The organism is Flavobacterium sp. 103 (assembly GCF_003096795.1).
GTDB lineage: Bacteria > Bacteroidota > Bacteroidia > Flavobacteriales > Flavobacteriaceae > Flavobacterium.
Genome location: NZ_QENX01000001.1, coordinates 3,575,151 through 3,602,086 on the forward strand (window position 1 = coordinate 3,575,151; position 26,936 = coordinate 3,602,086).

20 protein-coding genes are annotated in these 26,936 nt (G+C 33.2%); 12 read left to right on the plus strand and 8 right to left on the minus strand.

Annotated elements, in window-relative coordinates; all coding sequences use genetic code 11:
- Positions 1 to 85: 85 nt before the first annotated feature.
- Both C8C85_RS15170 and prmA read right to left on the minus strand, forming a co-directional pair.
- Positions 86 to 361: an ATP-dependent Clp protease adaptor ClpS gene (locus tag C8C85_RS15170; protein ID WP_077370286.1), complete on the minus strand. Its 276-nt coding sequence runs from the start codon at positions 359 to 361 to the stop codon at positions 86 to 88.
- Positions 362 to 405: 44 nt separating this feature from the next.
- Complete coding sequence (gene prmA, locus C8C85_RS15175; protein WP_116797819.1) at positions 406 to 1,239, minus strand: 50S ribosomal protein L11 methyltransferase; 834 nt, start codon at positions 1,237 to 1,239, stop codon at positions 406 to 408.
- Between the two features lie 464 nt (positions 1,240 to 1,703).
- On the opposite strand from prmA, the gene C8C85_RS15185 reads away from it, so the two are divergent.
- On the plus strand, positions 1,704 to 3,365 hold the full coding sequence (locus tag C8C85_RS15185) for a tetratricopeptide repeat protein (protein WP_116797821.1): 1,662 nt from the start codon (positions 1,704 to 1,706) through the stop codon (positions 3,363 to 3,365).
- Between the two features lie 617 nt (positions 3,366 to 3,982).
- Here C8C85_RS15185 and tpiA read toward each other — a convergent pair.
- The 4 genes from tpiA to C8C85_RS15205 all read right to left on the minus strand — a co-directional run bounded on the left by tpiA (position 3,983) and on the right by C8C85_RS15205 (position 7,296).
- Positions 3,983 to 4,735: a triose-phosphate isomerase gene (gene tpiA / locus C8C85_RS15190; RefSeq protein ID WP_111408746.1), complete on the minus strand. Its 753-nt coding sequence runs from the start codon at positions 4,733 to 4,735 to the stop codon at positions 3,983 to 3,985.
- A gap of 72 nt (positions 4,736 to 4,807) precedes the next feature.
- On the minus strand, positions 4,808 to 5,305 hold the full coding sequence (locus tag C8C85_RS15195) for a TlpA family protein disulfide reductase (RefSeq protein WP_116797822.1): 498 nt from the start codon (positions 5,303 to 5,305) through the stop codon (positions 4,808 to 4,810).
- A gap of 296 nt (positions 5,306 to 5,601) precedes the next feature.
- The gene (locus C8C85_RS15200; protein WP_116797823.1) at positions 5,602 to 6,702 is read right to left on the minus strand and encodes a BT_3928 family protein; all 1,101 of its coding nucleotides are present in this window, start codon (positions 6,700 to 6,702) and stop codon (positions 5,602 to 5,604) included.
- A 54-nt stretch (positions 6,703 to 6,756) separates the two neighbouring features.
- Positions 6,757 to 7,296: a DUF1599 domain-containing protein gene (locus tag C8C85_RS15205; RefSeq protein WP_116797824.1), complete on the minus strand. Its 540-nt coding sequence runs from the start codon at positions 7,294 to 7,296 to the stop codon at positions 6,757 to 6,759.
- Positions 7,297 to 7,469: 173 nt separating this feature from the next.
- Here C8C85_RS15205 and folP point away from each other — a divergent pair, with 173 nt between their 5' ends.
- Together folP and C8C85_RS15215 are read left to right on the plus strand one after the other, a co-directional pair.
- Positions 7,470 to 8,285 carry a dihydropteroate synthase gene (gene folP / locus C8C85_RS15210; RefSeq protein WP_243412117.1) on the plus strand — a complete coding sequence of 272 codons (816 nt, stop codon included), beginning with the start codon at positions 7,470 to 7,472 and terminating at the stop codon, positions 8,283 to 8,285.
- A gap of 4 nt (positions 8,286 to 8,289) precedes the next feature.
- Complete coding sequence (locus tag C8C85_RS15215; protein WP_116797825.1) at positions 8,290 to 8,907, plus strand: hypothetical protein; 618 nt, start codon at positions 8,290 to 8,292, stop codon at positions 8,905 to 8,907.
- Positions 8,908 to 9,067: 160 nt separating this feature from the next.
- Here C8C85_RS15215 and C8C85_RS15220 read toward each other — a convergent pair whose 3' ends face one another.
- On the minus strand, positions 9,068 to 9,568 hold the full coding sequence (locus tag C8C85_RS15220) for a CHRD domain-containing protein (RefSeq protein WP_116797826.1): 501 nt from the start codon (positions 9,566 to 9,568) through the stop codon (positions 9,068 to 9,070).
- A 180-nt stretch (positions 9,569 to 9,748) separates the two neighbouring features.
- A complete protein-coding gene (gene rlmH / locus C8C85_RS15225; RefSeq protein ID WP_116797827.1) occupies positions 9,749 to 10,222 on the minus strand; it encodes a 23S rRNA (pseudouridine(1915)-N(3))-methyltransferase RlmH in 474 nt (157 codons plus the stop codon).
- Positions 10,223 to 10,706: 484 nt separating this feature from the next.
- Here rlmH and C8C85_RS15230 point away from each other — a divergent pair, with 484 nt between their 5' ends.
- From C8C85_RS15230 to C8C85_RS15270, 9 genes are all read left to right on the plus strand, one after another.
- The gene (locus C8C85_RS15230; protein ID WP_116797828.1) at positions 10,707 to 11,489 is read left to right on the plus strand and encodes a sulfite exporter TauE/SafE family protein; all 783 of its coding nucleotides are present in this window, start codon (positions 10,707 to 10,709) and stop codon (positions 11,487 to 11,489) included.
- Between the two features lie 331 nt (positions 11,490 to 11,820).
- Positions 11,821 to 13,704, plus strand: a complete 1,884-nt coding sequence (dnaK, locus tag C8C85_RS15235; RefSeq protein WP_116797829.1) for a molecular chaperone DnaK — start codon at positions 11,821 to 11,823, stop codon at positions 13,702 to 13,704.
- 141 nt (positions 13,705 to 13,845) lie between these two features.
- Positions 13,846 to 14,916, plus strand: a complete 1,071-nt coding sequence (gene corA / locus C8C85_RS15240) for a magnesium/cobalt transporter CorA (RefSeq protein WP_116797830.1) — start codon at positions 13,846 to 13,848, stop codon at positions 14,914 to 14,916.
- Between the two features lie 119 nt (positions 14,917 to 15,035).
- Entirely contained in the window at positions 15,036 to 17,129 is a 2,094-nt protein-coding gene (gene pta / locus C8C85_RS15245; RefSeq protein ID WP_116797831.1) for a phosphate acetyltransferase, read from the plus strand.
- A gap of 119 nt (positions 17,130 to 17,248) precedes the next feature.
- Positions 17,249 to 18,448: an acetate/propionate family kinase gene (locus C8C85_RS15250; RefSeq protein ID WP_116797832.1), complete on the plus strand. Its 1,200-nt coding sequence runs from the start codon at positions 17,249 to 17,251 to the stop codon at positions 18,446 to 18,448.
- A gap of 137 nt (positions 18,449 to 18,585) precedes the next feature.
- Complete coding sequence (locus C8C85_RS15255) at positions 18,586 to 21,291, plus strand: histidine kinase (protein ID WP_165818128.1); 2,706 nt, start codon at positions 18,586 to 18,588, stop codon at positions 21,289 to 21,291.
- Between the two features lie 242 nt (positions 21,292 to 21,533).
- Positions 21,534 to 24,545: a SusC/RagA family TonB-linked outer membrane protein gene (locus C8C85_RS15260; protein WP_116797833.1), complete on the plus strand. Its 3,012-nt coding sequence runs from the start codon at positions 21,534 to 21,536 to the stop codon at positions 24,543 to 24,545.
- 4 nt (positions 24,546 to 24,549) lie between these two features.
- A complete protein-coding gene (locus tag C8C85_RS15265) occupies positions 24,550 to 26,004 on the plus strand; it encodes a RagB/SusD family nutrient uptake outer membrane protein (RefSeq protein WP_116797834.1) in 1,455 nt (484 codons plus the stop codon).
- Between the two features lie 18 nt (positions 26,005 to 26,022).
- Positions 26,023 to 26,925, plus strand: a complete 903-nt coding sequence (locus C8C85_RS15270; RefSeq protein ID WP_116797835.1) for a LamG domain-containing protein — start codon at positions 26,023 to 26,025, stop codon at positions 26,923 to 26,925.
- The last annotated feature ends 11 nt before the right edge of the window (positions 26,926 to 26,936 follow it).

Consider the following 26,936-nt stretch of genomic DNA (forward strand, 5'->3'; position numbering starts at 1 on the left):
AGAAGACATAAAAAAACCTACTTAAGATTGTACTTCTCAAGTAGGTTTAATAAATAACAAATTTTTGGAAATAGTATTGTGTAGTTTAGATTATTTCGGCAGTTAAGCCTGCTTCAAGTAATCTAGAGCATTGTACCCTTAATTTATCATATTCCCCCGTTTTTACAGTGCATTTCCCTTTGTAATGCACAATTAATGAGCACTGTTCTGCTTGAATAGGAGTGTGCCCGCAAACACGAACTAAAGTGTCAATGACATGATCAAATGTATTTACATCATCATTGTAAACTATTATTTCATTGTTTTTGGTTGTAACTTCCTCTTCTCGGGTTCTTTCTTTTACTTTCTCTATTGTACTCATGCTTTTAGGTTTTTGTACTTTGTTGATTTATAAAAAAGTAGATACTAATTTACGTATTTTATTGATACCCAGTTGTTTCTTTGAAGTTTTTTTACAAAAGTTAATCCTTTTTCTGTGCAAGAGGCATCAATATAAGGAATGTCTTCTTCATAGAAACCACTAAATAATATAGTTCCGCCCGCATTTAAACTGTCAACATAGCTTTGCATATCGTTTAACAAAATGTTTCTGTTGATGTTGGCAATGATCAAATCGTATTTTTTGTCTTTTAATAACGCAGCATCTCCTTCGTAAACCGTAATTTGTTTGCAATTGTTGCGCTCGGCATTTTCAATGGAGTTCAGGTAACACCAGTTGTCAATGTCAATAGCGTCTATAGGTTGAGCTCCCTTCATTTCGGCAAGAATGGCAAGAATTGCTGTACCGCAACCCATATCCAGTGTTTTCATTCCGGTAACATTCATTTCTAATAAATGCTGAATCATCATGTGTGTAGTTTCATGATGCCCCGTTCCAAAGCTCATTTTAGGCTCGATTACAATATCATATTCTGCGTCCGTTTTCGGGTGAAATGGTGCTCGAACATGACAATTTCCTTCTACGTCGATAGGTTCAAAATTCTTTTCCCACTCTTCATTCCAGTTTACTTGCTCGATTTCCTCAAAAGTATAATCGATTTTGAATTCTTCCGATTGTAATATTTGAATGTCTTCCAATATCGTTTCGTCCCAAAGGTCTTTTTGCACAAAAGCAGAAATACCGGTTTCGGTCTCAGTGAAGCTTTCAAAAGCTTTTTCACCCAATTCGGCAATTAATATTTCCGATCCTAACTCCTTTGGTTCAATTGAAAAATGATACCCTATATAAATATTTGACATGTTTAATTTTTTTGCAAAGGTAACAATAGGATGCAATCCTTTTTTGAATTTTGGCAACTATTTTGGGAGAATGTTTTTTTGCTTATTTTTTTGAAGTATTTCATTTTAATAAATTTTCAGAAAAGGAGCTTTGCTTTAAATAAGATTGCATCTGATTTTTAACACATACAGTTATAGTGGTAAGATTTGTGTTAATGGTCTAAAAATGAACGCCTAGTATGTTTTTGAGATTTTAAAAGTGTTGTTTTTTAATTTTTATTTCTCGTTTTATGCTAATCTTATACTTTTTTTTGGAATATAAAAAAATGACTTTTATCATGTTTTTAAAAATATAACTAACTGAATTACAGTTATTTAATTGATAAAATACGCTGTTATTCTTTAATATTATTTTATATTTGTAGTGTTGTTTTATACCAATTAAATACAACACTATTTTAATATTCAAATTAATTATATCTACCATGAAAAAAGTTTTTATTTATACCGTCGCAACACTGTTTTTTGTTTTTTTGGGACAGGCGCAGGATATAAAACAAGCGAAAAACGCTATTGATGCCGAACAGTATGAAGTAGCGAAAAATACTTTGGAAACCATTACCGCCTCAAAACCTACTGATGGCTATGCTAAATTTCTTTTGGGCAATGTGTGTCTGTTACAAGGGGATTATGCAGCCGCCAAAAAACATTTTGATGCTGGCATTTCGTGTTCCACCAAAGGAAATTTTAGTTATATCGGATTAGGCTATATTGCGTTGGATAAAGACGATGTTGCCGAAGCTGAAAAATATTTTGCATTAGCTACACAAAATAGTAGTAAAAAAGATTTAGAAGAAACGGTATATATAGGCAAGGCCTATACCTATTCAGATCATCCGAATTACAAAAAGGCAGTTGAGGTTTTGAGTAAATCCAGATTAATTGATCCGGCAAATACCAGTGTTTTATTGGCTTTGGGAGATGCTTACAAATTCAATAAAAAACAAAACGATGCTTATGATTGTTATCGTGAAGCTTTTAGATTGGACAATACTTTACTAAGAGCCAAAATGGGATTGGGTACTTTAATAAAAAATGCCCATAATTTTCCTTATGCATTAACTGCGTTTGACGAAGTGATTGCATTAAATGCTAATTATGGACCTGTGTATCGAGAACTTGCTGAAACCCAATATTTATGGGCATTAAATGATGCGCGAAATTACGATACTCATATTGCAAAAGGATTGGCTTTTTATGAAAAGTATATGTCCTTGACGGATTATTCTTTGGAATCCCGTATGCGTCATGCTGATTTCCTTATTCTTGCAAAAGATTACAAAGCACTTGAAATCGAAGCCAACGAAATGACTAAGATTGATAAAGTAAATCCAAGGATTTATCGTTATTTAGGATATTCTGCTTATTACAATAATAATTTTGATACGGCTATAAGTTCTTTGACATCCTATGTTTCGGATCCGTCAAATAGAGTCATTGGAAGAGATTATTTTTATATTGGTGCGGCAAAACTGAGCAAAGGAGTAAGTTTGGTTCCAATTGATAATTCACTTATTGATAATGGAATTTTAGATCTTAAAAAATCTTTTGATATGAGTCCTGCTATTGCCGGTGAGCTTCCTGACTTGGCTAAAAAGTTGTACGAGAAAAAGCTATATAACCAAGCTGCTACCGTTTATGAAATTGCAATTGCAAACACAGAGACAAAATCATACTTAATGGATAATTTCTTTTTTGCTTCTTCCGTGTATTGGGCCTGCAGTGGTATTGAAAATTTGTCTCCACTGCAAATCGAGCAACTGAATAAAGCCGACATGGCATTAAACACGATTATTACAGCTTCGCCAACAACCCAGGATGCGTATCTTTTTAAAGCCAGAATTCAAGTTTTGCTTAAAAATAATACGTTGGTAGCCAAAAATTATGAGGATTTCATAAGCGCAGCCAACAAAAAAGATCCTGCTGAACTTATAAAAATGAAATCAAAATTGATTGAAGCTTATAATAATTTGGGTATTATTTATGCAGATACGGATAAGGTCAAAGCGAAAGAAAATTTTGGTAAAACACTGAGCATCGATCCCGCTAACCAAAATGCAATTGAGCAATTAAAATTATTACGATAAAGTTTATTTGTAATTTGATTGTTGAAAAACCAACGGTATTCATGGCGTTGGTTTTTTTTATGGATTTGAATTAACTCCAATAAAAAAAGGAAACCTAGTTTCCTTTTTTTTGTTTTTGATTTTGGGCAAATCGGGCTTAATTAATTTCGATGTGCAGTTTCTTGAACCTTTTGGGGTGAAAATATTTCTTTTTTGAAATATTGATGAACAAAAGAAAAGTCACAGTGATTTTGGGTTTTGAAGTATGATCGAGTAATAATCTTTCTTTTCAATATTACCGTTAGCATTGCGTATTACTCGATCTGGAACTTCAATTCCTTTTTGTTCTTAGTACTTTCCAATAATGATGCCAAACTATTTTTTATTGATAAAAAACGTTTGAAAACACTAATGTTTATTGTATTGAAATTAAGGCTGTTGGAAGTGCAAGAGGGATAGGAATAAGCTACCGAAGTAGCATGGATAGCCCGACCGCATTAGGGAAAGGGGCGTAAAGGCGCAAAGTAGATTTGGCCCCTTTTCCTAATGTGGTCTTGCCCAAATAATCTCGATGAATTGCAAAAAAAAAAGCGGTACAAAATTATTTGCACCGCTTTGAAGTATATTATAATTGCTTTTTAGATTGAGGTCACGATAGCAATAAAATCTTTTGCATTTAAGGCAGCACCACCGATAAGCCCGCCATCTACATCTGGTTTAGAGAAGATTTCTTTAGCATTATCCGGTTTTACACTTCCTCCGTAAAGAATAGAAACATCTTCAGCTACATCGCTTCCAAAAGCTTTACGAACTGTTTCTCTGATAAATTCGTGCATATCTTGTGCTTGCTCTGGTGAAGCAGTTTCACCTGTTCCAATAGCCCAAACAGGCTCATATGCCAATACAATTTTTTCCCAATCTTTGGCTTCAATGTGGAATAAACCATCTTTCAATTGGTTTTCAACAATATTGAAGTGGTTTCCAGATTGACGATCTTTTAATTCTTCACCGAAACAGAAAATTACGGTCATATCGTGTTTCAAAGCTGTATTTACTTTGCTTGCGATTAAAGCGTCAGTTTCATGAAAAATAGCTCTACGCTCTGAGTGACCTAAAATTACGGTATTTACACCTACACTTTTAAGCATATCTGCAGAGATTTCGCCTGTAAAAGCACCGCTTTCTGCTTGATGTACGTTTTGTGCAGCAACCGATATATTGGAGTGTGTTAAGTTTTCTACTGCCGAAGCCAAGTTCACAAATGTTGGTGCAACAATTACTTGTGCAGCAGTTTCAGCTGGAATTTGTGTCAATAGTTCATTCAATAATTCTTTTGTTTGTGCTGCATTTTTATGCATTTTCCAGTTTCCTGCAACAATCTTCTTTCTCATTTTTGTAGTATTTATAGTTTTTTCTTTTTTAATTAATTCTTTTATGATTTGACCTGACAATTGTTATGGCAATTATTCTTGCAACTGTTTTAGGGTTGCATTAATTTTATCAAAGTCGGTTTCTATGGCGCGATAAACAACAATTTTTCCGTTTTTATCGATAATGATGTATCTCGGGATCCAATCTAAGTCAATTGCGCTTCCAAAAACACCTTTCATGCCGTCATTTGCCATGAAATGCAAGCCTTTTAGTTGGTGTTTTTCGATACCTTCTTTCCATTTATCTGCGGTTTTGTCCATTGACATAAACACATAAGATACGTTTGGATTATTGGTTTGAAGTTCTTTTAGTTTTGGCATTGCTTTGACACAATCGCCGCACCATGAAGCCCAAACCTCGATAAGCGTTGTTTTACCTTTTTGGTTTTTCAGAATATCTTTAAATTTAATTTGATTTCCGTCTGTAGCTAATAAAGTTTCGGAAAGTGCTTTTTTGGAGAACTCAGTTTTCTGAGCTTGGGTACAAGAAAATGTTGCAAAAGCAATAACTAAAAGGGCTATTTTTTTCATATGAATTTAATACTTGTTTTTTTGTTGGAATATGGAATCGCTATTCTTCATTCCTTTTGGTATCGTGGAATCATAGCGATTTCATCTAAAAAAGAATTTTCACAAAGTTAACCAAAGAAATCTAAATTAGGTAAACTGATTTTGGAATTTTAATGTGAAAATCTTTAAAAGCAATTACAATATCGTTATAGTTGATATTTTTTTGTGATTTTTTTATGTTTATTACTAACAAGAAAAAAGCCTTGCAGGAAAATGATATTCCAACAAGGCTGTTGTTTTTATTATTTTAACTAAAATTAGAAAGCTAAATCTTCAGTATCGTTGTAATGTACTTTTTGTTTAATAGTTCCTTTTTCAAGAATCACAAAACTTGGATTGGCTCTTTCGATAGTTTTTAACGGAATGGCATCACAGAAATAAAAATCGAAAGTGATACCATATTGTTTTTTGATTTTTGCAATTTCTTCTGGAGTAGAAGCAGTCATTCCAATTGTTTTATAACCTTTTGCGGAAGCGTTTTTACTGATTTGCTCCATTTTTGCAAGGCCATCTGCATTGGCTAGAGCCAAATCATAGGCAACAACCATCAATAATTTAGGTTCTTGGAGTAGTTCTTCTTTATAATCGGATCCGTCTTTTTCCATCACGAAATCATGAATAGGAGGAATGTAGCCTTCGGTGATTACTTTGTCTTTTCTGTCCACAAAAGTGGCGCCAGCCGGAATATTGGCCAAATCTTTTTCTGCAAATTCTTTGTCAACACCATTTACTTTATAGATAAAAATCATTTCCACCACGGATTTTGGTGCACCTTCAGGTATTTCCATTCCTTTTTGAATATTGTTTCCCACTTTGAATGCGCGGAAGTCTTTTAATGGTAAGTGATTGATTACCCAATAACCCATAAAAGCGCATAGGAAAACAGTTAGAACTGCCAAGCTATTTTGAATTTTATTTGCAAATAAAGGTTTTACCAATTTCATATTAATAAAAAGTATTAATATAAAAAACAATAAAACAACGTCTTTCGTAAAGGATTGCCACGGCGTAAGATGTAATGCATCACCAAAGCATCCGCAGTCCTTTACCACATCAAAATAAGCGGAATAGAAGGTAAGGAAAGTGAATTTTATGATTAAAAGCAACAAAAGCCAAATTGTCAATTTTGATTTGTAACCAATGAGCAACATTACGCCCAAAACTATTTCCAAGATTACTATAAATAAGGCAATAGCCAAGGAAAAAGGAACGAAAAAAGGCATGTTGAAAACCGGTTCACTAAAATATTCTGCTAGTTTGTAAGAGAAACCAACAGGATCGTTCAGCTTAATTAATCCTGAGATTATAAATAAGATTCCAACGAAAATTCGGGAGAATTGTGTGATGATGTTTTTCATTTTTGTTTTTTTAATAGTATTCTTTTGCAAACTTTATGTGGAGCTTCGAAAAATTTATTTTTTGTTCATCAAAATCAATGCGAAAATCGAATAATTAATCATATCCTGATAATTGGCATCAATTCCTTCAGATACGATAGTTTTTCCTTTATTGTCTTCAATTTGTTTTACACGAAGCAGTTTTTGCAAAATCAAATCGGTAAGTGAACTTACGCGCATATCACGCCAAGCTTCCCCATAATCATGGTTCTTGTTTTCCATCAATTCTTTGGTCAAAGCTACTTTTGCATCGTATAATTGAGTTGCTCTTTCGGTTTCCAAATCGGGTTGGTCGACCACGCCCAATTCCAATTGAATCAAAGCCATAATCGAATAATTGATGATACCGATAAATTCTCCAGTTTCGTCTTCATCGACTTTTCTAATTTCATTTTCTTGCAAGCTTCTTATTCTTTGAGCTTTTATAAAAATTTGATCGGTTAGGGAAGGAAGTCTCAAAATGCGCCAAGCACTACCGTAATCTTTCATTTTATTGATAAAAAGCGTGCGGCAAATGGCAATCACCTTGTCATATTCTTGTGAAGTATTCTTCATTATTGATGTATATTTGTATAAAATTGCACCAAAAATAAGAAAAATAAAGTTTAAAAAATTAAAGGTTTAAGGGTTTAAAAGTTTAAGAGTTTAAAAGTTTAATCGATTTTAAACAATTTCAAACAATTTCAAACAATTTCAAACAATTTAAACTTTTAAACAAAAAAAAATAAATGAACTGTAAAGGACAACTTATCGACTTATCCACGCCAAAAATAATGGGGATTTTGAATATAACTCCCAATTCTTTTTTTGATGGTGGAAAGTATAAAAACGAATCGGAACTTCTGGAGCGAGTTGAAAAAATGCTCAATGAGGGTGCTACTTTTATTGATGTTGGAGCGTATTCTAGTAAGCCTAATGCCGAGTTTGTCTCTGAAGAAGAAGAGATATCGAGGATAATTCCTGTTGTGAATTTGCTTCAAAAACATTTTCCGGAGATAATATTATCAATTGATACTTTTCGGGCTGGAGTAGCAAAGATTTGCATTGAGAATGGCGCGGCAATTATCAATGATATTTCGGCAGGAAAATTGGATGATAAAATGCTGGAAACCATTGCAAAATTTCAGGTTCCTTATATCATGATGCACATGAAAGGAACACCGCAAACGATGCAGACATTTACTCAATATGAAGATATAATTAAGGAAATGTTGTTCTATTTTTCGGAACGAATTGCTGCGGCAAGATTGCTTGGGATAAATGATTTGATTGTGGATCCCGGTTTTGGTTTTGCCAAGACATTGGAACAAAATTATGCGGTCATGCAAAAAATGGAGTTGTTTCAGATGCTTGAATTGCCTTTGTTAGTTGGGATTTCAAGAAAATCAATGATTTATAAAACTTTAGATTCTAATGCCGAAATGGCCTTAAACGGAACCACAGTTTTAAATACGATTGCTTTGACTAAGGGCGCAAAAATCCTTCGCGTTCATGATGTGAAAGAAGCTGTTGAATGTGTTCGTTTGTTTAATAGACTAAATTAAAATAATGAAATATCTATTTGGGATTGTATTATTACTGAGCATTTCTTGTGGAAATAAAGAAGATATTTTATTACCAAAAGCAGATCGAACTATCGTAAAAGAAGTTGTCGATCTTTCGTCTATTTACATTTTTTTCAGAGTAAGAGGGAAAGATACTTTGGCAGAAGTAAACAGGAAAAACAGCATTATCACAACCAATTGGATACTTAATATTGACAAGCGTCTACCTTTACGATTGGTTATTCCAGAAGTGATAAAACTGCAACAGCGGAAACGGGAAGAAAAGGAACATCGAAATGAATTAGCCCAAAATTATTATTCCTATGCCGATAGCATTGGCAAGAATTTAGCTTTTATTCCTTTTACGAATGTGTATTATATGACGGAGAAACCTAAAAATGGGACAGTTGTTTTTTTTACTAAAGATGGAGTAATTATGGTAAATAACGAATTGGTTTCAAAAAATGATTTTCAAAAAGTCATTAGTAATTCAAATGGTAAACTGAAAAAAATAAGGTATTGTTTTGATAAAAATTGTAACTACGGAAGTTATATTCAGAATAAAGTTTTAATTCATTCGGTAGAGTTAAAAAATGTTATTTCAGAAGAATTTGTGTATTGATAAAAAATCTGCACTTTTTTATACAGAAGCCTTTATTTTTATAGGTCTAGAATTTAATAATTATGATGTTTTGGGTGAATAAACAGTTAAAAAAGAATTATAATGTGTTTCTTAATTTGATAATATATAGTAATGTGGAGTCATTATATTTTACTAGAAATTAAAGTGAAGACTTTGCTGCTTTGCTAAGAGTTCCTCCACAACTGCCACAGCCTCCGCCAGGACTTGTTGTGATGAGTTGACCTCTTATTTCGCCTTCTGGAAATGTGTCACTATGTAGATTAATATAAAAGGTATTGTACATAAGTAAGCTTTCTTGAAATGAATTTAATGCAGGACTTGTAAAAGTTATTGGGGATGTTAAATTTGTAAAAGTATAAAGAATATCACCATTAATATCGTTGGCTCCCAGATGTACATGTCCAGATGTAGGGGTTAAGCCAGTATATGTTACAGTCAGCGTGAAAATTTTGGTGTTCTTATCATAATTCAATTTTGCAGTACCTTTTGCAGTTGAGGCATTTGAAGGTACTTCATTACTCCCTTCCAAAGTAGCATTAAAAGTTACGATTGTTGATTGTTCTGAATCATCACTATTTGAACAAGAAATCAAGCTAATAAATAAGAATGTAATTACTAAATAACCAGCAAATTTGTTCATAACAATATATTTTTAAATTAATAACTGGTTTAAAAAATATATTTATTGATTTTTATCTTAAAAAGATAAGAATGATATCAAAGGTAATGTTTTATTTTTGATTGATGTTTTTTTTTTTAGTGTAAAAACTTGATTGTAAAGACGATATGAGGTGTTGGGATTATTTTAAAAGTTTAGAGCTTATTGGTGATGATATGGTTCATTTCTCAAAATAGTAAATCCACGGTACAATTGCTCGATAAAAAATAAGCGCACCATTTGATGTGAAAATGTCATTAAGGAAAGTGAAATTTTTCCATTTGCCTTGGCATAAACCGTATCCGAAAAACCATAAGGACCACCAATCACGAATACTAGTGTTTTTACGCCCGAGTTCATCTTCTTTTGTAACTCGGTAGAGAAGGCAACGCTGGAAAAGGTTTTTCCGTTTTCATCCAATAAAATAAGCTGGTCAGTGGGAGTTATTTTGGACAAGATAAGTTCGCCTTCCTTTTCTTTTTGCTGGCTTTCCGATAAATTTTTTACGTTCTTGATATCTGGAATAATTTCTAAATCAAACTTGATGTAAAAAGACAATCGTCTGGTATAATCGTCGATTAAGGTTTGTAATGATTTATTGTCGGTTTTGCCGATGGCGATAAGTTTGATGTTCATTTTATTGGATTTCAATGAGGCAAAGTTACAAAAAAGTGATTTGAATTTTTGAGCATATTCAAGTTGGACATAAAGACAATTTACATTTTTGTTTGATTTTTTTTAATTATTTATAGCATCTTTTTTCTATTTTTTTTGCTTTTTTCAAATATTTTTAGGCGATATTTCTTATATTTTTATATTTTAACATTTCATTTTTATAATTTAAATCAATTCCACATAACCTAGTTGACTTATAGGGTATTTAATAAATGTTTGTGTTTTTTTTAGAAAAAAAGTAAATTTCTATGATTTTGGTCGGGTTTAAAATGATTTTGACAATATTTTGGTGCGCTAGTGCAATGAGGCGAATTTATGATGATAGTTATTTGACCGTAAATTCATGGAGTTTAATGGCTGAAAACTAAATCTTAACTCGACAAGTTGACTATAATATAAGTTGTTTTCTTTATTTTTGCCATCAAAAAAAAATCAAGTCTCTTTTATGGATTTTCAAATAGGTTTAGTAGTTGCAGGTTTAGTAGTTGGTTTTGTGGTAGGAATGACTGGTGTAGGAGGAGGTTCTTTGATGACTCCAATTTTATTGTGGTTTGGTATCCCCCCGACAACAGCCGTTGGTACCGATTTATTATATGCAGCAGTGACCAAAGCTGGGGGTGTTTTTGTGCATAATAAAAAGAAAAATATCAATTGGACTATTACAGGTTGGCTTTCTTTGGGTAGTGTTCCCGCGGCTTTATTGACTCTGTGGATTCTCCATAGTTTGAATACTGATACGACCGAGTTGAATAAAATGATAAAATACAGTTTGGGCTGGGCGCTAGTTTTTACATCAGTTGCTATTTTATTCAAAAATAAAATAATGGTATTTTCCCAAAAACATGCAGGGGATAAATTCCATAGTGAGAGTAGAACCCAAAATTTATTGACAGTTGCTATTGGCGTAATGTTAGGAGCTACTGTGACACTTACTTCGATTGGAGCGGGTGCATTAGGTACTGTGACTTTATTTTTCTTATATCCGATATTACCAACGCCTCGATTGGTTGGAACCGAAATTGCTCATGCTGTACCTTTAACGCTTGTTGCTGGATTGGGACATGCCTCTATGGGGAATTTAGATTTGACTTTGCTTGGACAGTTATTAATGGGGTCACTTCCGGGAATATATATAGGAAGTATGCTAAGCGGTAAATTACCTGATTTATTACTTAGAAACGCCATAGCAGTTATGTTGTTTTTTGTTGGTTTCAAATTAATCGCATAATTTTCAAAATTTATTTTAGTTTAAAAAGATAAAATTTCTTTTCATAGACTAATGACGTTAAGACTTTAGATGGTAACAAGTAATTGCGAAAGTAATAACAATAGCCTGACCGCATTTTGTAAAGAGGCCGAATAAGCATGTGCTCTATTTGGCCTCTTTGCATAATGGGGACTTGCCCAACCGATTCTTAAAATGTCAGTTTGTCATATTGTTTTATGACAATTGTAAATAAAACTGACAATTTACTCGGTTTTTTATATTGGCATAAAGATTGCCTTAGAGTCTTCGAGCCGTTAAAATAAGTATACAATAAAAATTAAATATATTAAAAATGGGTAAAATAATCGGAATTGATTTAGGTACAACAAACTCTTGTGTTTCTGTAATGGAAGGTAATGAAGCAGTAGTAATCCCTAATGCTGAAGGAAAAAGAACAACACCATCTATCATCGCTTTTGTTGAAGGTGGAGAAATTAAAGTGGGTGATCCTGCGAAAAGACAAGCAGTAACTAACCCAACTAAGACTATTGCTTCTATCAAACGTTTTATGGGACATTCTTTTGCTGAAATCACTGAAGAAGCAAAAAGAGTTCCTTATTCTGTAGTAAAAGGTGACAACAATACTCCACGTGTGGATATTGATGGTCGTTTGTACACTGCACAGGAATTGTCAGCTATGACACTTCAAAAAATGAAAAAAACTGCTGAAGACTATTTAGGTCAAACAGTTACTGAAGCGGTTATTACTGTTCCTGCTTACTTTAATGATGCACAACGTCAAGCTACAAAAGAAGCTGGTGAAATTGCAGGTCTTAAAGTAATGCGTATCATCAACGAACCAACTGCTGCGGCATTGGCTTACGGTTTGGATAAAAAAGGAACTGATCAAAAAATTGCTGTTTACGATTTAGGAGGAGGTACTTTTGATATCTCTGTTCTTGAATTAGGAGATGGTGTATTCGAAGTATTATCTACAGATGGAGATACTCACTTAGGAGGAGATGATTTTGACCACGAAATTATTGACTGGTTAGCAGACGAATTTAAAGCTGAAGAAGGTATCGATTTGCGTTTGGATCCAATGTCATTGCAACGTATTAAAGAAGCTGCTGAGAAAGCTAAAATTGAATTGTCATCTTCTGCAGAAACTGAAATCAACTTACCTTACGTAACTGCTACAGCTTCTGGACCAAAACACTTAGTTAAAAAATTAACTAGAGCTCAATTTGAAAAATTGACTGATTCATTAGTAAAACGTTCTATGGCACCAGTTGCTAAAGCGTTGAAAAATGCAAATTTAACAGTAAATGACATTGACGAAGTTATCTTGGTAGGAGGTTCTACTCGTATCCCAAGAATCGTTGAAGAGGTTGAAAAATTCTTCGGTAAAAAAGCGTCTAAAGGAGTTAACCCTGATGAAGTTGTTGCAATTGGAGCAGCTATTCAAGGTGGAGTTCTTTCTGGAGATGTAAAAGATGTATTGTTACTTGACGTTACACCTTTATCTTTAGGTATCGAAACTATGGGTGGTGTTATGACTACATTAATTGAAGCTAATACAACTATCCCAACTAAAAAATCTCAAGTATTCTCTACTGCTTCTGATTCTCAACCATCTGTTGAGCTTCACGTATTGCAAGGAGCTAGAGCAATGGCTGCAGATAACAAAACTATCGGTCGTTTCCACTTAGATGGTATTCCACCAGCACCAAGAGGAGTTCCTCAAATCGAAGTTGCTTTTGACATCGATGCTAATGGTATTATCAAAGTAACTGCTACTGACAAAGGAACAGGTAAATCTCACGACATTCGTATCGAAGCTTCTTCTGGATTGACTTCTGAAGAAATCGAAAGAATGAAACAAGATGCTGAAGCTAACGCTGAATCTGACAAAATTGCAAGAGAAAGAGCTGAAAAATTAAACGAAGCTGATGGAATGATCTTCCAAACTGAGTCTCAATTGAAAGAACTTGGAGCTAAATTGTCTGATGATAACAAAGTGGCTATTGAGTATGCATTGACTGAATTGAGAATGGCTCACCAATCTCAAGACATTCCTGCAATTCAAACTGCTCTTGACAACATCAATGCAGCTTGGAAAAAAGCTACTGAAGCTATGTACGCTCAAGGAGAACAAGGTCAACAAGCTGCTGAGCCACAAGCTCAAGCGCAAGGAGACAATGTTGAAGACGTTGAATTCGAAGAAGTAAAATAATTATTTCTCGTAGAGATGCATTTTGGTGCATTTCCGCAACATAATAAATAAGGAACCGAGCTAGTAATAGCTCGGTTTTTTTATGCTTTAAAGTCAAATACATTATATTTTTTTTCGTAATATTACTTTACAAATTATTTTATGAGAAAGATTAAATACAAGAAAGGTAAACGGCTACAGCCTTATACACTAGAGTATACTGGTTTGCACAGAAACAAAGAGATCGAGATGCAATTGTTTGTTTATGACGATTGTACGGTTGGTGAATATGAGAATGGTACTATTGCTAACTTGGAAAAGCATATTGATTTAGCTAAAATAAATTGGTTAAATATTCATGGATTAACAGATATTAATTTGCTTAAAGAAATAGCAGACCATTTTAATATCGATGATTTTATGTTGGCTGATATTTTAAATACCACCAAAAGAACCAAACTTGAAGAGGAAAAAGATGTTTTATTTTTTAATATAAAATCAATGCTGCCTTCAGAAACCACTGATGATATAAGAGTGGAGCAAATAAGTTTTTTGCTAAAAAAAGGAATTTTAATTTCTTTTCAGGAAAAAAGGAGTGATTTTTTTACTCATATTAGGGAACGTATTCGAACTAATTCGGGAATTGTACGCACCAAGAATGCAGACTATTTATTGTATATTCTGTTGGATGCCATTATAGGTAACTTTTACATAACTCTTGAAAATGAAGAGGACAAAATTGAAGATTTAATTGATATGACCAAAAATAGTGCCGATCCTATTATTTTGGAAAAAATTGAAAAGCATAGGGATAATTTTAATTTCCTGAAACGTTCCATTATTCCGCTTCGGGATTCATTATATGATATCAAAAGCATTAAAGAGGATAATGTATTTAATGAAATTGATCCGGATAATTTTAGTTTTTTTACCCGTTTGCATCAAAAATGTCTTGAACTTTTGGAACAAATAGATTCCGATATGGGATCTCTGGAAAGTGCATCTAATTTCTTTTTTGCGGCACAAACGCATAAGATGAATGAGATTATGAAAACACTGACTATTATTTCGGTGATATTTATTCCGCTTACTTTTATTGTGGGAGTTTACGGGATGAATTTCGACAATATGCCCGAATTGAGAGCTCACAATGGATATTATCTGGTGATGGCCTTTATGTTCTTGGTAGTAATTGGGATGGTTTTTTATTTCAAAAGGCGAAGATGGTTTTAATTTTTGTGGTTAAATAACAGTTTATTATTTAAAGCTGATTTTGGTCATATTTAGTAGAAAATTAAAGATATAATTTTGTATCAAAGCGTTTAAAGGTTTTAAATTTTAAAAGTATCAATATGAAAAAAGCTATATATATCGCAACGATTGAGGAGAATTGCGGTAAGACAATAATTACCCTGGGGTTACTGAGAATGCTGTTGGGAAAGACTGCAAAAGTGGGTTATTTCAGGCCTGTGATTGAAGATTATGAAGAGGGAAAAAAGGATACTCATATCGAGATGGTTATATCTTATTTTGATTTAGATATTACATATGAAGATGCTTATGCGATTACAAAAAGTAAATTAATCAAGAAAAAAAATAATGGAAAATTAGGTGAAGTTGTTGATTTGATTATTGAAAAATACAAACAACTGGAAGACCGTTTTGATTTTGTGTTGGTTGAAGGAACTAGTTTTACGGGAGAAGGAACTGTCATAGAATTGGACATGAATGTGCTGATTGCCAAAAATCTTGGAATTCCTACCATAATTGTTGGCTCCGGAGAAGGGAAAACATTAGAAGAATTAATCGACAATTTGAATTTAGCCTATAATTCATTTAAAGTAAAAGAAGTTGAAGTATTGGCGGTAATTGCAAATAAAGTGCAACCTGAAAATTTAGAATTGGTGACAACTGGATTGCAGAAAAGTTTGCCAGAATCAATTCTAGTCAATTCGATTCCATTAATTAGTAGTTTGAATAATCCTACGATGCAAGAAATCGTTGAAGTATTGAATGCTAAAGTATTGTTTGGCCAGGAATATTTGAACAATCAGGTGAGTAGTTATAGCATTGGTGCGATGCAATTATGTAACTACCTGTTACACCTTAAAGAAAATAACCTTATTATCACTCCAGGCGACAGAGCCGATATTATTCTAGGGGCATTACAGGCAAATGAGTCAGCCAATTATCCAACAGTTTCAGGTATTGTTTTAACAGGGAATATAATACCCGAGGACAGTATTTTGAAATTAATTGAGGGTTTGTCATCAGTGGTGCCAATTATCACAGTGGAAGGCGGTACCTATCATATTGCCAATCAAATTGGAAATATTAAGTCAAAAATATATGCCAATAATATTCAAAAAATTGAGACATCGATAAATACATTTGATAAATACGTTGATTTAGATGTGTTAATCGATAAGTTTAATGCCTTTAAGGCAGAAGGAATGACACCTAAAATGTTTCAATACAATATGGTGAAAAGAGCCAAAGCCCATAGAAAACATATTGTTTTGCCGGAAGGAAATGATGAAAGGATTATTATAGCAGCCTCTCGTTTGCTGGCAATGGATGTAGTGGATATTTCTATTATTGGAAATAAAAAACAAATAGAAAGTAAAGTTGCAGAATTAGGTTTGGATTTTGACTTTTCTAAAGTGCCAATCATTAATCCAATTGAATCTGAAAATTATGAGGATTACGTAAATACTTATTATGAGTTGCGAAAAGCCAAAAATGTAACTCTTGGAATGGCTAGAGATTTAATGGAAGATGTTTCCTATTTTGGAACAATGATGGTCTATAAAGGGCATGCAGACGGAATGGTCTCGGGTGCTGCACATACTACACAGCATACCATTTTACCAGCGTTGCAGTTTATTAAAACCAAACCAAATTCATCAGTAGTCTCTTCAGTATTTTTCATGTGTTTGGAAGACCGCGTTTCTGTTTTTGGAGATTGTGCCATCAATCCGAACCCAACTGCGGAGCAATTGGCAGAAATAGCTATTTCATCTGCCGATTCGAGTATTTCTTTTGGAATTGAACCAAAAATAGCCATGTTATCCTACTCATCAGGAACCTCTGGAAAAGGGGATGAAGTTGAAAAAGTACGACTTGCAACCGAAATAGTAAAACAAAAACGCCCAGATCTTAAAATCGAAGGACCAATACAGTACGATGCCGCAGTTGACTTAGAAGTAGGGCAAAGCAAAATGCCAAATTCCGAAGTTGCCGGTCGTGCGAGTGTATTGATTTTTCCCGATTTGAACACTGGAAACAATACATACAAAGCGGTTCAAAGAGAAACTGGCGCATTGGCGATTGGACCAATGTTACAAGGTTTAAACAAACCAGTAAATGACTTGAGTCGTGGTTGTACCGTCGATGATATCATAAATACAGTAGTAATTACAGCTATACAAGCACAGGATTTGTAAAAAAAAGTTGCTAAGATACTTAGACTCTAAGTTGCTAAGATCATTAAAAAATAAATGCTGCTTATAAACTCAAAATCTTAGAATCTTAGCCTCTCAGAAGCTCACTAAAAAATAAATAAATGAAAATAATAATTATAAACTCGGGAAGTTCGTCTATTAAATATCAAATGATTGATATGCCTGCCAATGAAGTAATTTGTAGTGGAATGATTGATAGAATTGGTTTAGAATCATCAAATTTTAGTTATGTAACCAATACTGTCAAAGTAGAGGAAACGTTGCCAATTGCAAATCATAAAATAGGATTGCAGAAGATTTCCCAATTGTTAATGGATGATAAAGTTGGTGTTATCAAAAGTACCTCGGAAATTGAGGCAGTTGGTCATCGTGTAGTGCACGGAGGAAGCGATTTTTCGAATACAGTTACGATTACAAAAGAGGTTAAGGAGAAGATAAGACAACTTTCAGATTTGGCGCCTTTGCATAATCCCGCCAATTTGGAAGGGATAAATGTTGCCGAGGAAATTTTCAGTTCTGCAAAACAAGTAGCTGTTTTTGATACTGCTTTTCATCAAACTATTCCTGTTGTAGCTCACAAATATGCATTACCCAATTATCTTTTGACAGAAAATAAGATACGTGTCTATGGTTTTCATGGAACGAGTCACAAATATGTTTCAGAAAAAGCAATTCGTTATTTGAATGAAAATAATTCTGGAAAATCATCTAAAATCATTACGATACATCTAGGAAACGGATGCAGTATGACAGCCATAAAAGATGGGAAAAGTATTGATCATACTCTCGGATTTGCACCTATGAACGGTTTGATTATGGGAACGCGAAGTGGCGATGTAGATCAGTCAATAATTTTTCACATGGTGAATTCATTGGGATATTCATTGGATGCCGTAAACAATTTGCTGCAAAAACAAAGCGGAATGCTTGGTCTTACCGGATTTAGTGATTTGAGAGATATCGAAAGCAATGCCGCAAAAGGAAATTTGGATTGTCAACTAGCTTTGGATATGAATGCCTATAGGATTAAGAAATTTATAGGTTCTTATGCAGCCGTTTTGAATGGGTTGGATGCTATTATTTTTACTGCCGGTATTGGAGAGAATTCATCCTACATCAGAAAACTCGTGTGTACCGATATGGATTATTTTGGATTAGAATTAGATTCAGCCAAAAACGAAATTCGTTCCAAAGAAATTCGAGAAATCAATACTACAGATTCAAAGACAAAAATTTTAGTTATTCCTACTAATGAAGAAATTGAAATAGCAAATCAGGTTTATGAATTGCTATTGAGTTAAAATAAAATCACTTCATCAAAAAGCTTCTGTATTCAGAGGCTTTTTTTGTGAATTTTATTGAGGAAATGTAATTATATTTGATAAAAAATCTTCTCGTTTTGAAAACTAAACTACTCTACATATTCTTTTTTTGTTTTATGTCATCGCAACTATTTGCTCAAGAGTTGCTTCCTTTTGTTGAAAATTATAGCAAATCAAATTATCAAGGTGATAATCAGATTTGGAATGTTGTACAGGGAAATGACAATGCTATGTATTTTGCCAATAATTATTATTTGTTGCGATATGATGGTGTAAAATGGGAGAAATACACACTGCCCAACAAAACAATTATTCGTTCCATAATGGTCGATGGAGACCGTATTTACTCGGGTTCTTATCAAGAATTCGGTTACTGGTTTCGTAAAGACGCCAAGATGCATTATGTTTCCATTACGAAAGGGAAAAAAGTTTTTGATGCAAATAATAATGAAGAAATCTGGAAAATATTCAAGTTTAAGAACAAAATTTACTTTCAGTCTTTCAATGGTATTTTCGTGTTTGACGGTAAGATCATAAAGGAAAAACAATTTCCTTTTTTGATTTCCTATTGTTTTGTTGTCGACAATCAGATATTGATCGCTTCAGTTGAAAAAGGAATCTTTCGGTTGACTAATGGGAAAATTGAAAAAGTAAATGGATTATCTCTTTTGGAAAATAATGTCATTCATAGTGTTCAAAAACATCAAAATAAAATTTATTTTTTTACAAAAAAAAGTGGCGTTTATGTGTTTGAGAATAATGTTTTAAGCCCCTGGAAGAATGGTTTAAATGAGATATTGAAAACGGCCAATATTAATGTGGCTCAATTCATCAAAAACAATAAATTGATTATTGGGACTGCCAATAAAGGAGTTTATATTCTGGATTTAAATGATGAATCCTATAAAAATATCAATAGAAATAACGTCTTGATGAACAATTCAATTTTGAGTATTGGTCAGGATAAAGAGAATGATTTATGGCTGGGACTTGATAATGGAATAGCCCATATTGAAGTCAATTCGCCAATTTCAATATTTTATGACAGTTCTGGGATTTTAGGGTCTGTGTATTCAGTGGCAAGTATTCCAAAAGGGTATTTGATGGCTTCCAATCATGGTGTTTTCAAATATGAAGACAAACAACTTTCATTAATTCCCAACACGCAAGGGCAAGCTTGGAATATTAGTAAAATCAATGATCAGTATCTCATAGGTCATAACGAGGGAACATATATTTATAAAAACGGATTGTTCAGTAAATTGAGTATTATTAACGGAGGTTGGAATTTGGCCAAAAGCAGTATTAATAATTCATATTTGCAAGCTACTTACAGTGGAGTTGTTGTTTACAATGATGCCAATGATTTAAACCAAAAAATAGTAATAAAAGGAATACAGAAACCTATTAAATATCTAGCACAAAACAGAAAAAATGAAATTTGGGCTGCAGATAATAATAGAGGTTTGTATCGCATTCTTTATAATGATGACTATGCGACCACCAAAGTTGATAATATCACTAAACGCAGTAAAATCAGTAATGACTTTGGAGTTAAGATATTTGAATTTCGAAATGAAATTCTTTTTTTGATAGATAATTCTTGGTATACTTTTAATTCCATTACCAATCAATTAGAAGCCAATGAACTGTTTAATACTAATTTTAAAAACGCCTCTGATATTGTTGCTATTGATGAAAATCATTTTATGGTACTTCAGGATGGGCTTTTGTACCATATATATGCACAGGGTACTAAATTCATCAGAAACAGTATTCAAGAGAAATATTACAAAGGAAAAATCATCAATGATAACTTGAAAGTGTTTAAGGATAAAAATAATTATCTGCTAAATCTGGATGATGGTTTTATTTCACTTGATTTAAAATACGATGAAAAGAAGAAAACCACTGTAAAGATTGAAGCTTTCAATAATGGTATTTTGGTTGAAAACAATTCAAAAATCAATCATAATTCAGAGCTTAGGATAAATGTAATATCTGGAATTTATGGTGCGACAAAACCAGATTTATTTTATAAAATTAATGGAACAAAAGATTTTTTTCCTATCAAAGAAGGATTGATTCTTCTGAATAACTTAAGTAGCGGTTCCCACGATGTTACTATTTATAGCAATGATGGGTTAAATTATAATAAAATAGCCAATTTTGAATTTGTTGTGGCCAAAGCATGGTATTTTTCGGCTTGGATGATTTTCGTTTATATGATTTTGATTGGGCTTATCCTGTATCTTTATTATAAATGGAATAAGATGAAATACATTCAGAAGCTAAAATTGCAAAAAGAAGAATTAAAGCATCAGAAGGAAATTTTGGAAATGGAATTGAAAGCCGAAAATGAATTGAATAGCCAGGAATATGAAAAACATATTTTGGAATTGGAATTACAATCAAAATCTTCCGAAGTGGCAGGCAAATCACTTTCTATTGCCAAACAAAGTGAAATGATTGAAAACATTCAAAATATCTTGGATACAGAATCTGATTTCAATAAATTAAAAAGTGAGATTAAAAAAGCCATAAAAATTAATGCTGTAAATAAGCATGAATGGGAAGTTTTTGAAACCAATCTCAATCAAATTAATAATGAATTCATTATTGCACTTTCGAAGAAATACCCACACTTAACTTCGAAGGATATTAAGTTGTGTGTGTACCTCAAAATGAATCTTTCATCAAAGGAAATAGCACCGATGATGAATATTTCTTTTAGAGGAGTAGAACTACATCGCTATCGCTTAAGAAAAAAATTAGGCCTTTCACAAGAAGAAATACTTTCTAAATTTCTATTATCTGTATAAAAAAGTGTATTTTTTTGTTAATATTAAGTTTTTTTTACGCTTTTATTATGGAATTACAATACATCATCACTACATCATCACGTTGCGATGTAGTACTTCAGGTTCTTTGTAAATTGTTGTAAAATAGGGGTTTATTATTGCGTTATTTAGGTTTGATGTATTCGTGTAGTAGTACCGTTTCAGCTACTACAACGTTGTATTTAGCTAATTTAGCTGAACTAACTTAAACGTTTAACAAACCTATGAGAAATTTTATTTTTAGCTTTTTAGCACTCATTCTACTTCCAGCCTATATGTCTGGTCAAGTAATCAAAGGAAAAGTATTGGATAAAACCGGACTCGGAATCCCTGGAGCATTTGTTGTTGCAGGAAATGTGTCTGCCGATACTGATTTTGATGGAAATTTTAGTATTAACGCCAAAGAGGGCACAATATTAAAAATTAGTTTAGTCGGTTTTGAATCTGTATCAGTTGCAGCAACTTTGACACCGATGACAATTACACTAAAAGAATCCGAAGACACAGCACTAAAAGAAGTGGTGGTTATTGGATATGGTACAAGAAAGAAAATAGATAACACTACAGCTATTTCTTCCATAAAAGCGGAGGAGATTTCCAAAACCAAAGTATTGAATGCTTCTCAGGCTATTCAAGGTAAGGCGGCTGGGGTACAAGTTGTTTCTTCAGATTTACCAGGAAGTACACCTTCGGTAATTATTAGAGGTTTGGGTACTGCCTTAGGAGGAAGAACCCCTTTATATGTTGTTGATGGAATGCAAACAGAAAATATCAATAACATTAATACCAATGATATAACTTCTTACGAAATTTTAAAAGATGCATCCGCACTTGCAATTTATGGTACAAGGGCTGCTAATGGAGTAATCATTATTACAACTAAAAAAGGTAAAGGGGAGAAGATTTCTGTTGAAATTGAAAGCTTTGCAGGTATGAGAGAGCCTTTAAAAAGGGTTAAAATGGCCGGTAGTAATAAATATTCACATTACTCTAATGTAGCGTTGCAATCGACTACATTTTCGCAAGATCAACCTGTTAACACTGACTGGTTTGACGAGATTACCAGAACTGGAAGTTATACTCAAAATAACATATCTATTTCAGGCGCATCTGAAAACATAAAGTACTTTTTTAGTTTAGGAAACTACGAAGAAAAAGCAGTTTTAAATGGTTTGGACTATGGCCGTACAACTTTCAGAAATAATAATGAGTATAAAATTTCTAAAAAACTGACTTTAAATCAAACTTTCAGTTTTACCTCTGGAAAATCAGCGCCTAAGCCATTAAGTGCTTTTACAAATGCATACAAACAATCGCCAATTGTGCCAGTTTATTTTCCTGATGGTAAATATGGAGTTTCTCGTGTAGGCGATGACGGGTTTGCAAGTGAATCAGGATCTGCATTTAACAATGTTGGAAATCCAGTGGCTCAATTGAATTTTTTTGATGAGCAACAAAGAAGTGTAACCTTACAGGGTGGTTTGAAATTAGATTATGAAATTATAAAATCATTAAAATTTACTTCGCAATTTAATGGAGAATATTATACTTGGAAACAATACAATTATGATGACACTAAAAATATTTGGTTAGCAGCAAACCCTAACAAGATATCCAGTGATTATGAAAAAGAATTTCCAAATGCTAATATAAATTTATTGACTAAAGGCAGAGAAGAATATTTTAATTGGAATATGTCTAATTATCTGACTTATAATAAAGTATTTAATGAAATTCACGATGTAGAGTTGACAGCTGGTATAGAGACTTCAGTAAGAGGCCCAAGGGAAAAACTGACAATTGCTAGAAAAAATGTTAATTCAGATTCTAACTATTGGTCTTTAAAAGGAGATAATGATTATGAAACAAATATTACAAGTTACCAAGATGAAGTTTTTAACGAAACAAAGTTAGCATCTTATTTTGGCCGTTTCCAATATAAATTAATGGAGAGATACTTGTTTACTGGAACTATCAGACGTGATGGGTCTTCAAATTTTGCTAAAGATTATCGTTGGGGTAATTTTCCTGCCTTTGGTTTAGGTTGGGTTATCACCAAAGAAAACTTTATGACAGATGTGAAAGTAATTAACATGTTGAAATTAAGAGGTGGTTGGGGTAGATTAGGTAACCAAAACGTACCACTCAACAATCAGGCTTATACTTCTGGTCAAAATGCTTATTTAGGTGGCTCTATTTTAAATAGTGGAACAACTATTAGTTCTCAAATTGACCCAAGTTTATCTTGGGAAATTACAGAGGAATCTTCTGTAGGTTTAGATTTTGAATTATTAGACAGTAGATTAAAAGGATCTTTTGATTTGTACGATAAAAATACTTCAAACGTTATTTTAAATACTAAACCATATTCAACTTCCGGAATTACAGTCGCTTCACCAGCGCACGTTGGAGAAGTTTCAAACAAAGGATATGAGATTTCTTTGCGTTGGGATGACAAGATCAATGATGATTTTGGTTATTGGATTGGAGGTAATTTCTCGAACAATAAAAATGAACTGACAGGTTTGAAAGATGTTATTTTATCACCAGTTATTGGTGGAGGATTGGGTAACGGACAAGATACAAAACTATTAGATAATACTACAATAGGTCAGCCATTAGGTAGCTTTTATATTTATGAATATGCTGGTTTTGATGCGACAAACGGACTAATGATGTATTATAATGCAGCTGGGCAAAAAGTGACTCAAGATGCATTAAATGCAAATACAGACAGAAAATATGTTGGATCTAGTTTACCAAAATCAAACTACGGAATAACATTAGGATTAAATTACAAAAACTTCGACTTTTCAGTTGATGGATATGGAACTAATGGTGCAAAAGTTTATAACGGTAAAAAAGCTCAGCGTTTTTCAGGCGAGAACATTGAAGAATCTCTTGCTACAGATTTCTGGACACCAAATAACCTGACCGCTTCTAATCCTGCACCATTTAATCAAGTGCCCGTTGCATCTACTTATTATTTAGAGTCTGGTGATTTCTTTAGAATCAACAATATTACATTAGGATACAAACTGCCAATAGAAAGTGATAATTTTATTAGCTCTTGCAGAATTTATGTAAACGCTATAAATCCATTTATTACACAAAAATTCTCTGGTTTCTCTCCTGAATTAAATGGAGATGGAAATCCTTACGGAACTCAAGGTGTTGAGCTTGATGCTTATCCAACTTTAAGATCATTTGTAATTGGTGCTAATTTAAAATTTTAATACAATGAAAAAGATATATATAACCACGTTTGTTCTTTCAACGTTCTTTTTTGCGGGATGTGCAGACGATTATTTAGATGTAGATCAAACTGAATCTATTTCTACGAAAGATACAGAATTATATAATAATGATGCAGGTGCAGCTCAGTTTGTAACAGCCATTTATAATAAATTCTTGAATTGGGATATGACTTCATTCGGATGGATAGGTCTTTCGAGTATTACCTCTGATGATGCCGATAAAGGATCATCTCCTGGAGATACAGGAACAGATAAAGATGTGCTAGATGCTTTAACTTACAATGCTTCAAACCCATCTGCAGAGAGTACTTTTAATGCAAATTATGATGGAATTAACAGATGTAATCAGGCCCTAAATATTATTCCAAAATTAGACAAGGCTGATCCAAATTTAAGAGCTAGATTAATTGGGGAAGCCAAGTTTTTAAGAGCTTTTATGTATTTTACTTTGGTAAAATGCTACGGAGGAGTACCAATTGTAGATCATTTACCTGTTCCTGGTTCAGATTCTGATAGAATCATGCAGTTGACTCGTAAAACATCTGCAGAAGTATATGCTTTTATCGAAAGTGATTTGAATGATGCTATTACAGCTTTACCAGAAAAAACGGCTTATTCAGTAAATGAAAGATCTAGAGCTTCAAAAGGTGCTGCTTATGCTTTATTGGCAAAAGTAAGTTTGTATCAAAAAAACTGGCAAAAAGTAATTGATAATTGTAATAAAGTTGTAGGTTACTCAATTGTAAGTGATTATGCCTCTATGTATAGACCAGCTGGGAAATTTGATTCAGAATCTATTTTCGAAATATATGCACAAGGCGCTGTTCCTGCAAAAGGTATAGAAGGTTATTCTAACACACAAGGTGCTCGTGGTACCGGTGGTTGGGGTTGGGGGTTCAATACTCCATCTCAAAGTTTAGTAAATGCTTATGAAGCAGGCGATGTTAGAAAAAATGCTACTATTATATTTAGAGGATCTACCTTATATGATGGCAGAGTAGTGCCTAATACTGTTGAAAACGAACGTTACAACTACAAAGCATATTCATCTGCATATACAGATGCTTGGGAAACAGATGTTGATATTAAATACCTTAGATATGCTGAAGTTTTGTTAATGAAGGCTGAAGCATTAAATGAATTGGGGCAAACATCTGAAGCTATTCCGTTATTAAACCAAATAAGAAATAGAGCCGGATTGGCCAATACCACTGCAGCATCTCAAGCTGATGTGAGAACAGCAATTTGGAAAGAAAGAAGAGTAGAAATGGCTTTTGAACACGATAGATTTTTTGACTTAGTTCGTACAGGTCAAGCTAAAGCAGCTTTTGCGGTAGATGGGAAAGTTTTTACTGAAGGAAAAAATGAATTATTCCCTATTCCTGCAGCATTCTTAAAACAGACTGGTAATTTATCATCTCAAAATCCTGGTTATTAATTCTTAAAAACACTAAAAATGAAAAAATATAAATATGTTTTCTTATTTACTTCGGTTATAGTTGCACAATTTTTTGCAAGCTGTAACGAGGATAGTATAGATAAAGTTAACGATCCAATTCCTTATGAATCAATTGGGGGTTATGAGAATTCTGATGATGTTGCGGCTTCACATTTAGTTTCTAAGTTTAGTTTTGATGGAAACATTACGGATTCAAAAAACGGAATAACTGACGGATTGGGAACAAATGTTACTTATGAAGCAGGTATAAAAGGGCAGGCCTATAAAGGTTCTTCAAGTTCATTCATTGCTTATAATACTGTGGCAAATTCTGTAATAAATCTAAAAAGTATTTCAGTTTCAATGTGGATAAAAACGGATCCTCATACTGGAGGAGCACAATCATTATTTATGCTGCCTAAAAAAACAGATTTCTGGGGAAATATTTTCACTTTAATTGAAGGTACAGGACCAGCAACAACAATGTTATTGAAAAATCATATTCAAAAAGATGTAACGCCTAGTATTCCTTGGTCAGGACAATTTATAGAGCATGGTGGAGATAATGTTTTGAAAAATATGTTTGGCGCATGGAAACATTTGGTTTGGACTTACAACGGAACAAGTTCTACTTATAGCTTATATGTTGATGGTGTAAAATTAGATTTGCCTGCTTCAATTTCTAAAAGGTACGCAAGCGACCCTTTAGCAGGAGGTGTGGGATATGGAGAGCTAGCAAATTCGGAAGTTTCAAAATTCATTATTGGTGGTTACCAACAACATTTAGGTGCTCCATGGGGTAACCCTGATAGCTGGATGCTTCATTATACTGGCTTAATGGATGAATTCAGAATTTATGACGCAGCACTAGCTGACAATGAAGTTGTTGCTCTTTATAAATTAGAAAAAGATAACAGATAAGGATTCATTTT

What these genes read in the sequence shown, in the direction of transcription:
- C8C85_RS15200 (WP_116797823.1), bottom strand. Translation starts at nt 6,702, where the DNA reads ATGAAAAACATCATCACACAATTCTCCCGAATTTTCGTTGGAATCTTA.
- C8C85_RS15215 (WP_116797825.1), top strand. Translation starts at nt 8,290, where the DNA reads ATGAAATATCTATTTGGGATTGTATTATTACTGAGCATTTCTTGTGGA.
- C8C85_RS15270 (WP_116797835.1), top strand. Translation starts at nt 26,023, where the DNA reads ATGAAAAAATATAAATATGTTTTCTTATTTACTTCGGTTATAGTTGCA.
- C8C85_RS15205 (WP_116797824.1), bottom strand. Translation starts at nt 7,296, where the DNA reads ATGAAGAATACTTCACAAGAATATGACAAGGTGATTGCCATTTGCCGC.
- rlmH (WP_116797827.1), bottom strand. Translation starts at nt 10,222, where the DNA reads ATGAACATCAAACTTATCGCCATCGGCAAAACCGACAATAAATCATTA.
- folP (WP_243412117.1), top strand. Translation starts at nt 7,470, where the DNA reads ATGAACTGTAAAGGACAACTTATCGACTTATCCACGCCAAAAATAATG.
- C8C85_RS15170 (WP_077370286.1), bottom strand. Translation starts at nt 361, where the DNA reads ATGAGTACAATAGAGAAAGTAAAAGAAAGAACCCGAGAAGAGGAAGTT.
- corA (WP_116797830.1), top strand. Translation starts at nt 13,846, where the DNA reads ATGAGAAAGATTAAATACAAGAAAGGTAAACGGCTACAGCCTTATACA.
- pta (WP_116797831.1), top strand. Translation starts at nt 15,036, where the DNA reads ATGAAAAAAGCTATATATATCGCAACGATTGAGGAGAATTGCGGTAAG.
- dnaK (WP_116797829.1), top strand. Translation starts at nt 11,821, where the DNA reads ATGGGTAAAATAATCGGAATTGATTTAGGTACAACAAACTCTTGTGTT.
- C8C85_RS15230 (WP_116797828.1), top strand. Translation starts at nt 10,707, where the DNA reads ATGGATTTTCAAATAGGTTTAGTAGTTGCAGGTTTAGTAGTTGGTTTT.
- C8C85_RS15250 (WP_116797832.1), top strand. Translation starts at nt 17,249, where the DNA reads ATGAAAATAATAATTATAAACTCGGGAAGTTCGTCTATTAAATATCAA.
- prmA (WP_116797819.1), bottom strand. Translation starts at nt 1,239, where the DNA reads ATGTCAAATATTTATATAGGGTATCATTTTTCAATTGAACCAAAGGAG.
- C8C85_RS15265 (WP_116797834.1), top strand. Translation starts at nt 24,550, where the DNA reads ATGAAAAAGATATATATAACCACGTTTGTTCTTTCAACGTTCTTTTTT.
- C8C85_RS15260 (WP_116797833.1), top strand. Translation starts at nt 21,534, where the DNA reads ATGAGAAATTTTATTTTTAGCTTTTTAGCACTCATTCTACTTCCAGCC.
- C8C85_RS15255 (WP_165818128.1), top strand. Translation starts at nt 18,586, where the DNA reads ATGTCATCGCAACTATTTGCTCAAGAGTTGCTTCCTTTTGTTGAAAAT.
- C8C85_RS15185 (WP_116797821.1), top strand. Translation starts at nt 1,704, where the DNA reads ATGAAAAAAGTTTTTATTTATACCGTCGCAACACTGTTTTTTGTTTTT.
- C8C85_RS15220 (WP_116797826.1), bottom strand. Translation starts at nt 9,568, where the DNA reads ATGAACAAATTTGCTGGTTATTTAGTAATTACATTCTTATTTATTAGC.
- tpiA (WP_111408746.1), bottom strand. Translation starts at nt 4,735, where the DNA reads ATGAGAAAGAAGATTGTTGCAGGAAACTGGAAAATGCATAAAAATGCA.
- C8C85_RS15195 (WP_116797822.1), bottom strand. Translation starts at nt 5,305, where the DNA reads ATGAAAAAAATAGCCCTTTTAGTTATTGCTTTTGCAACATTTTCTTGT.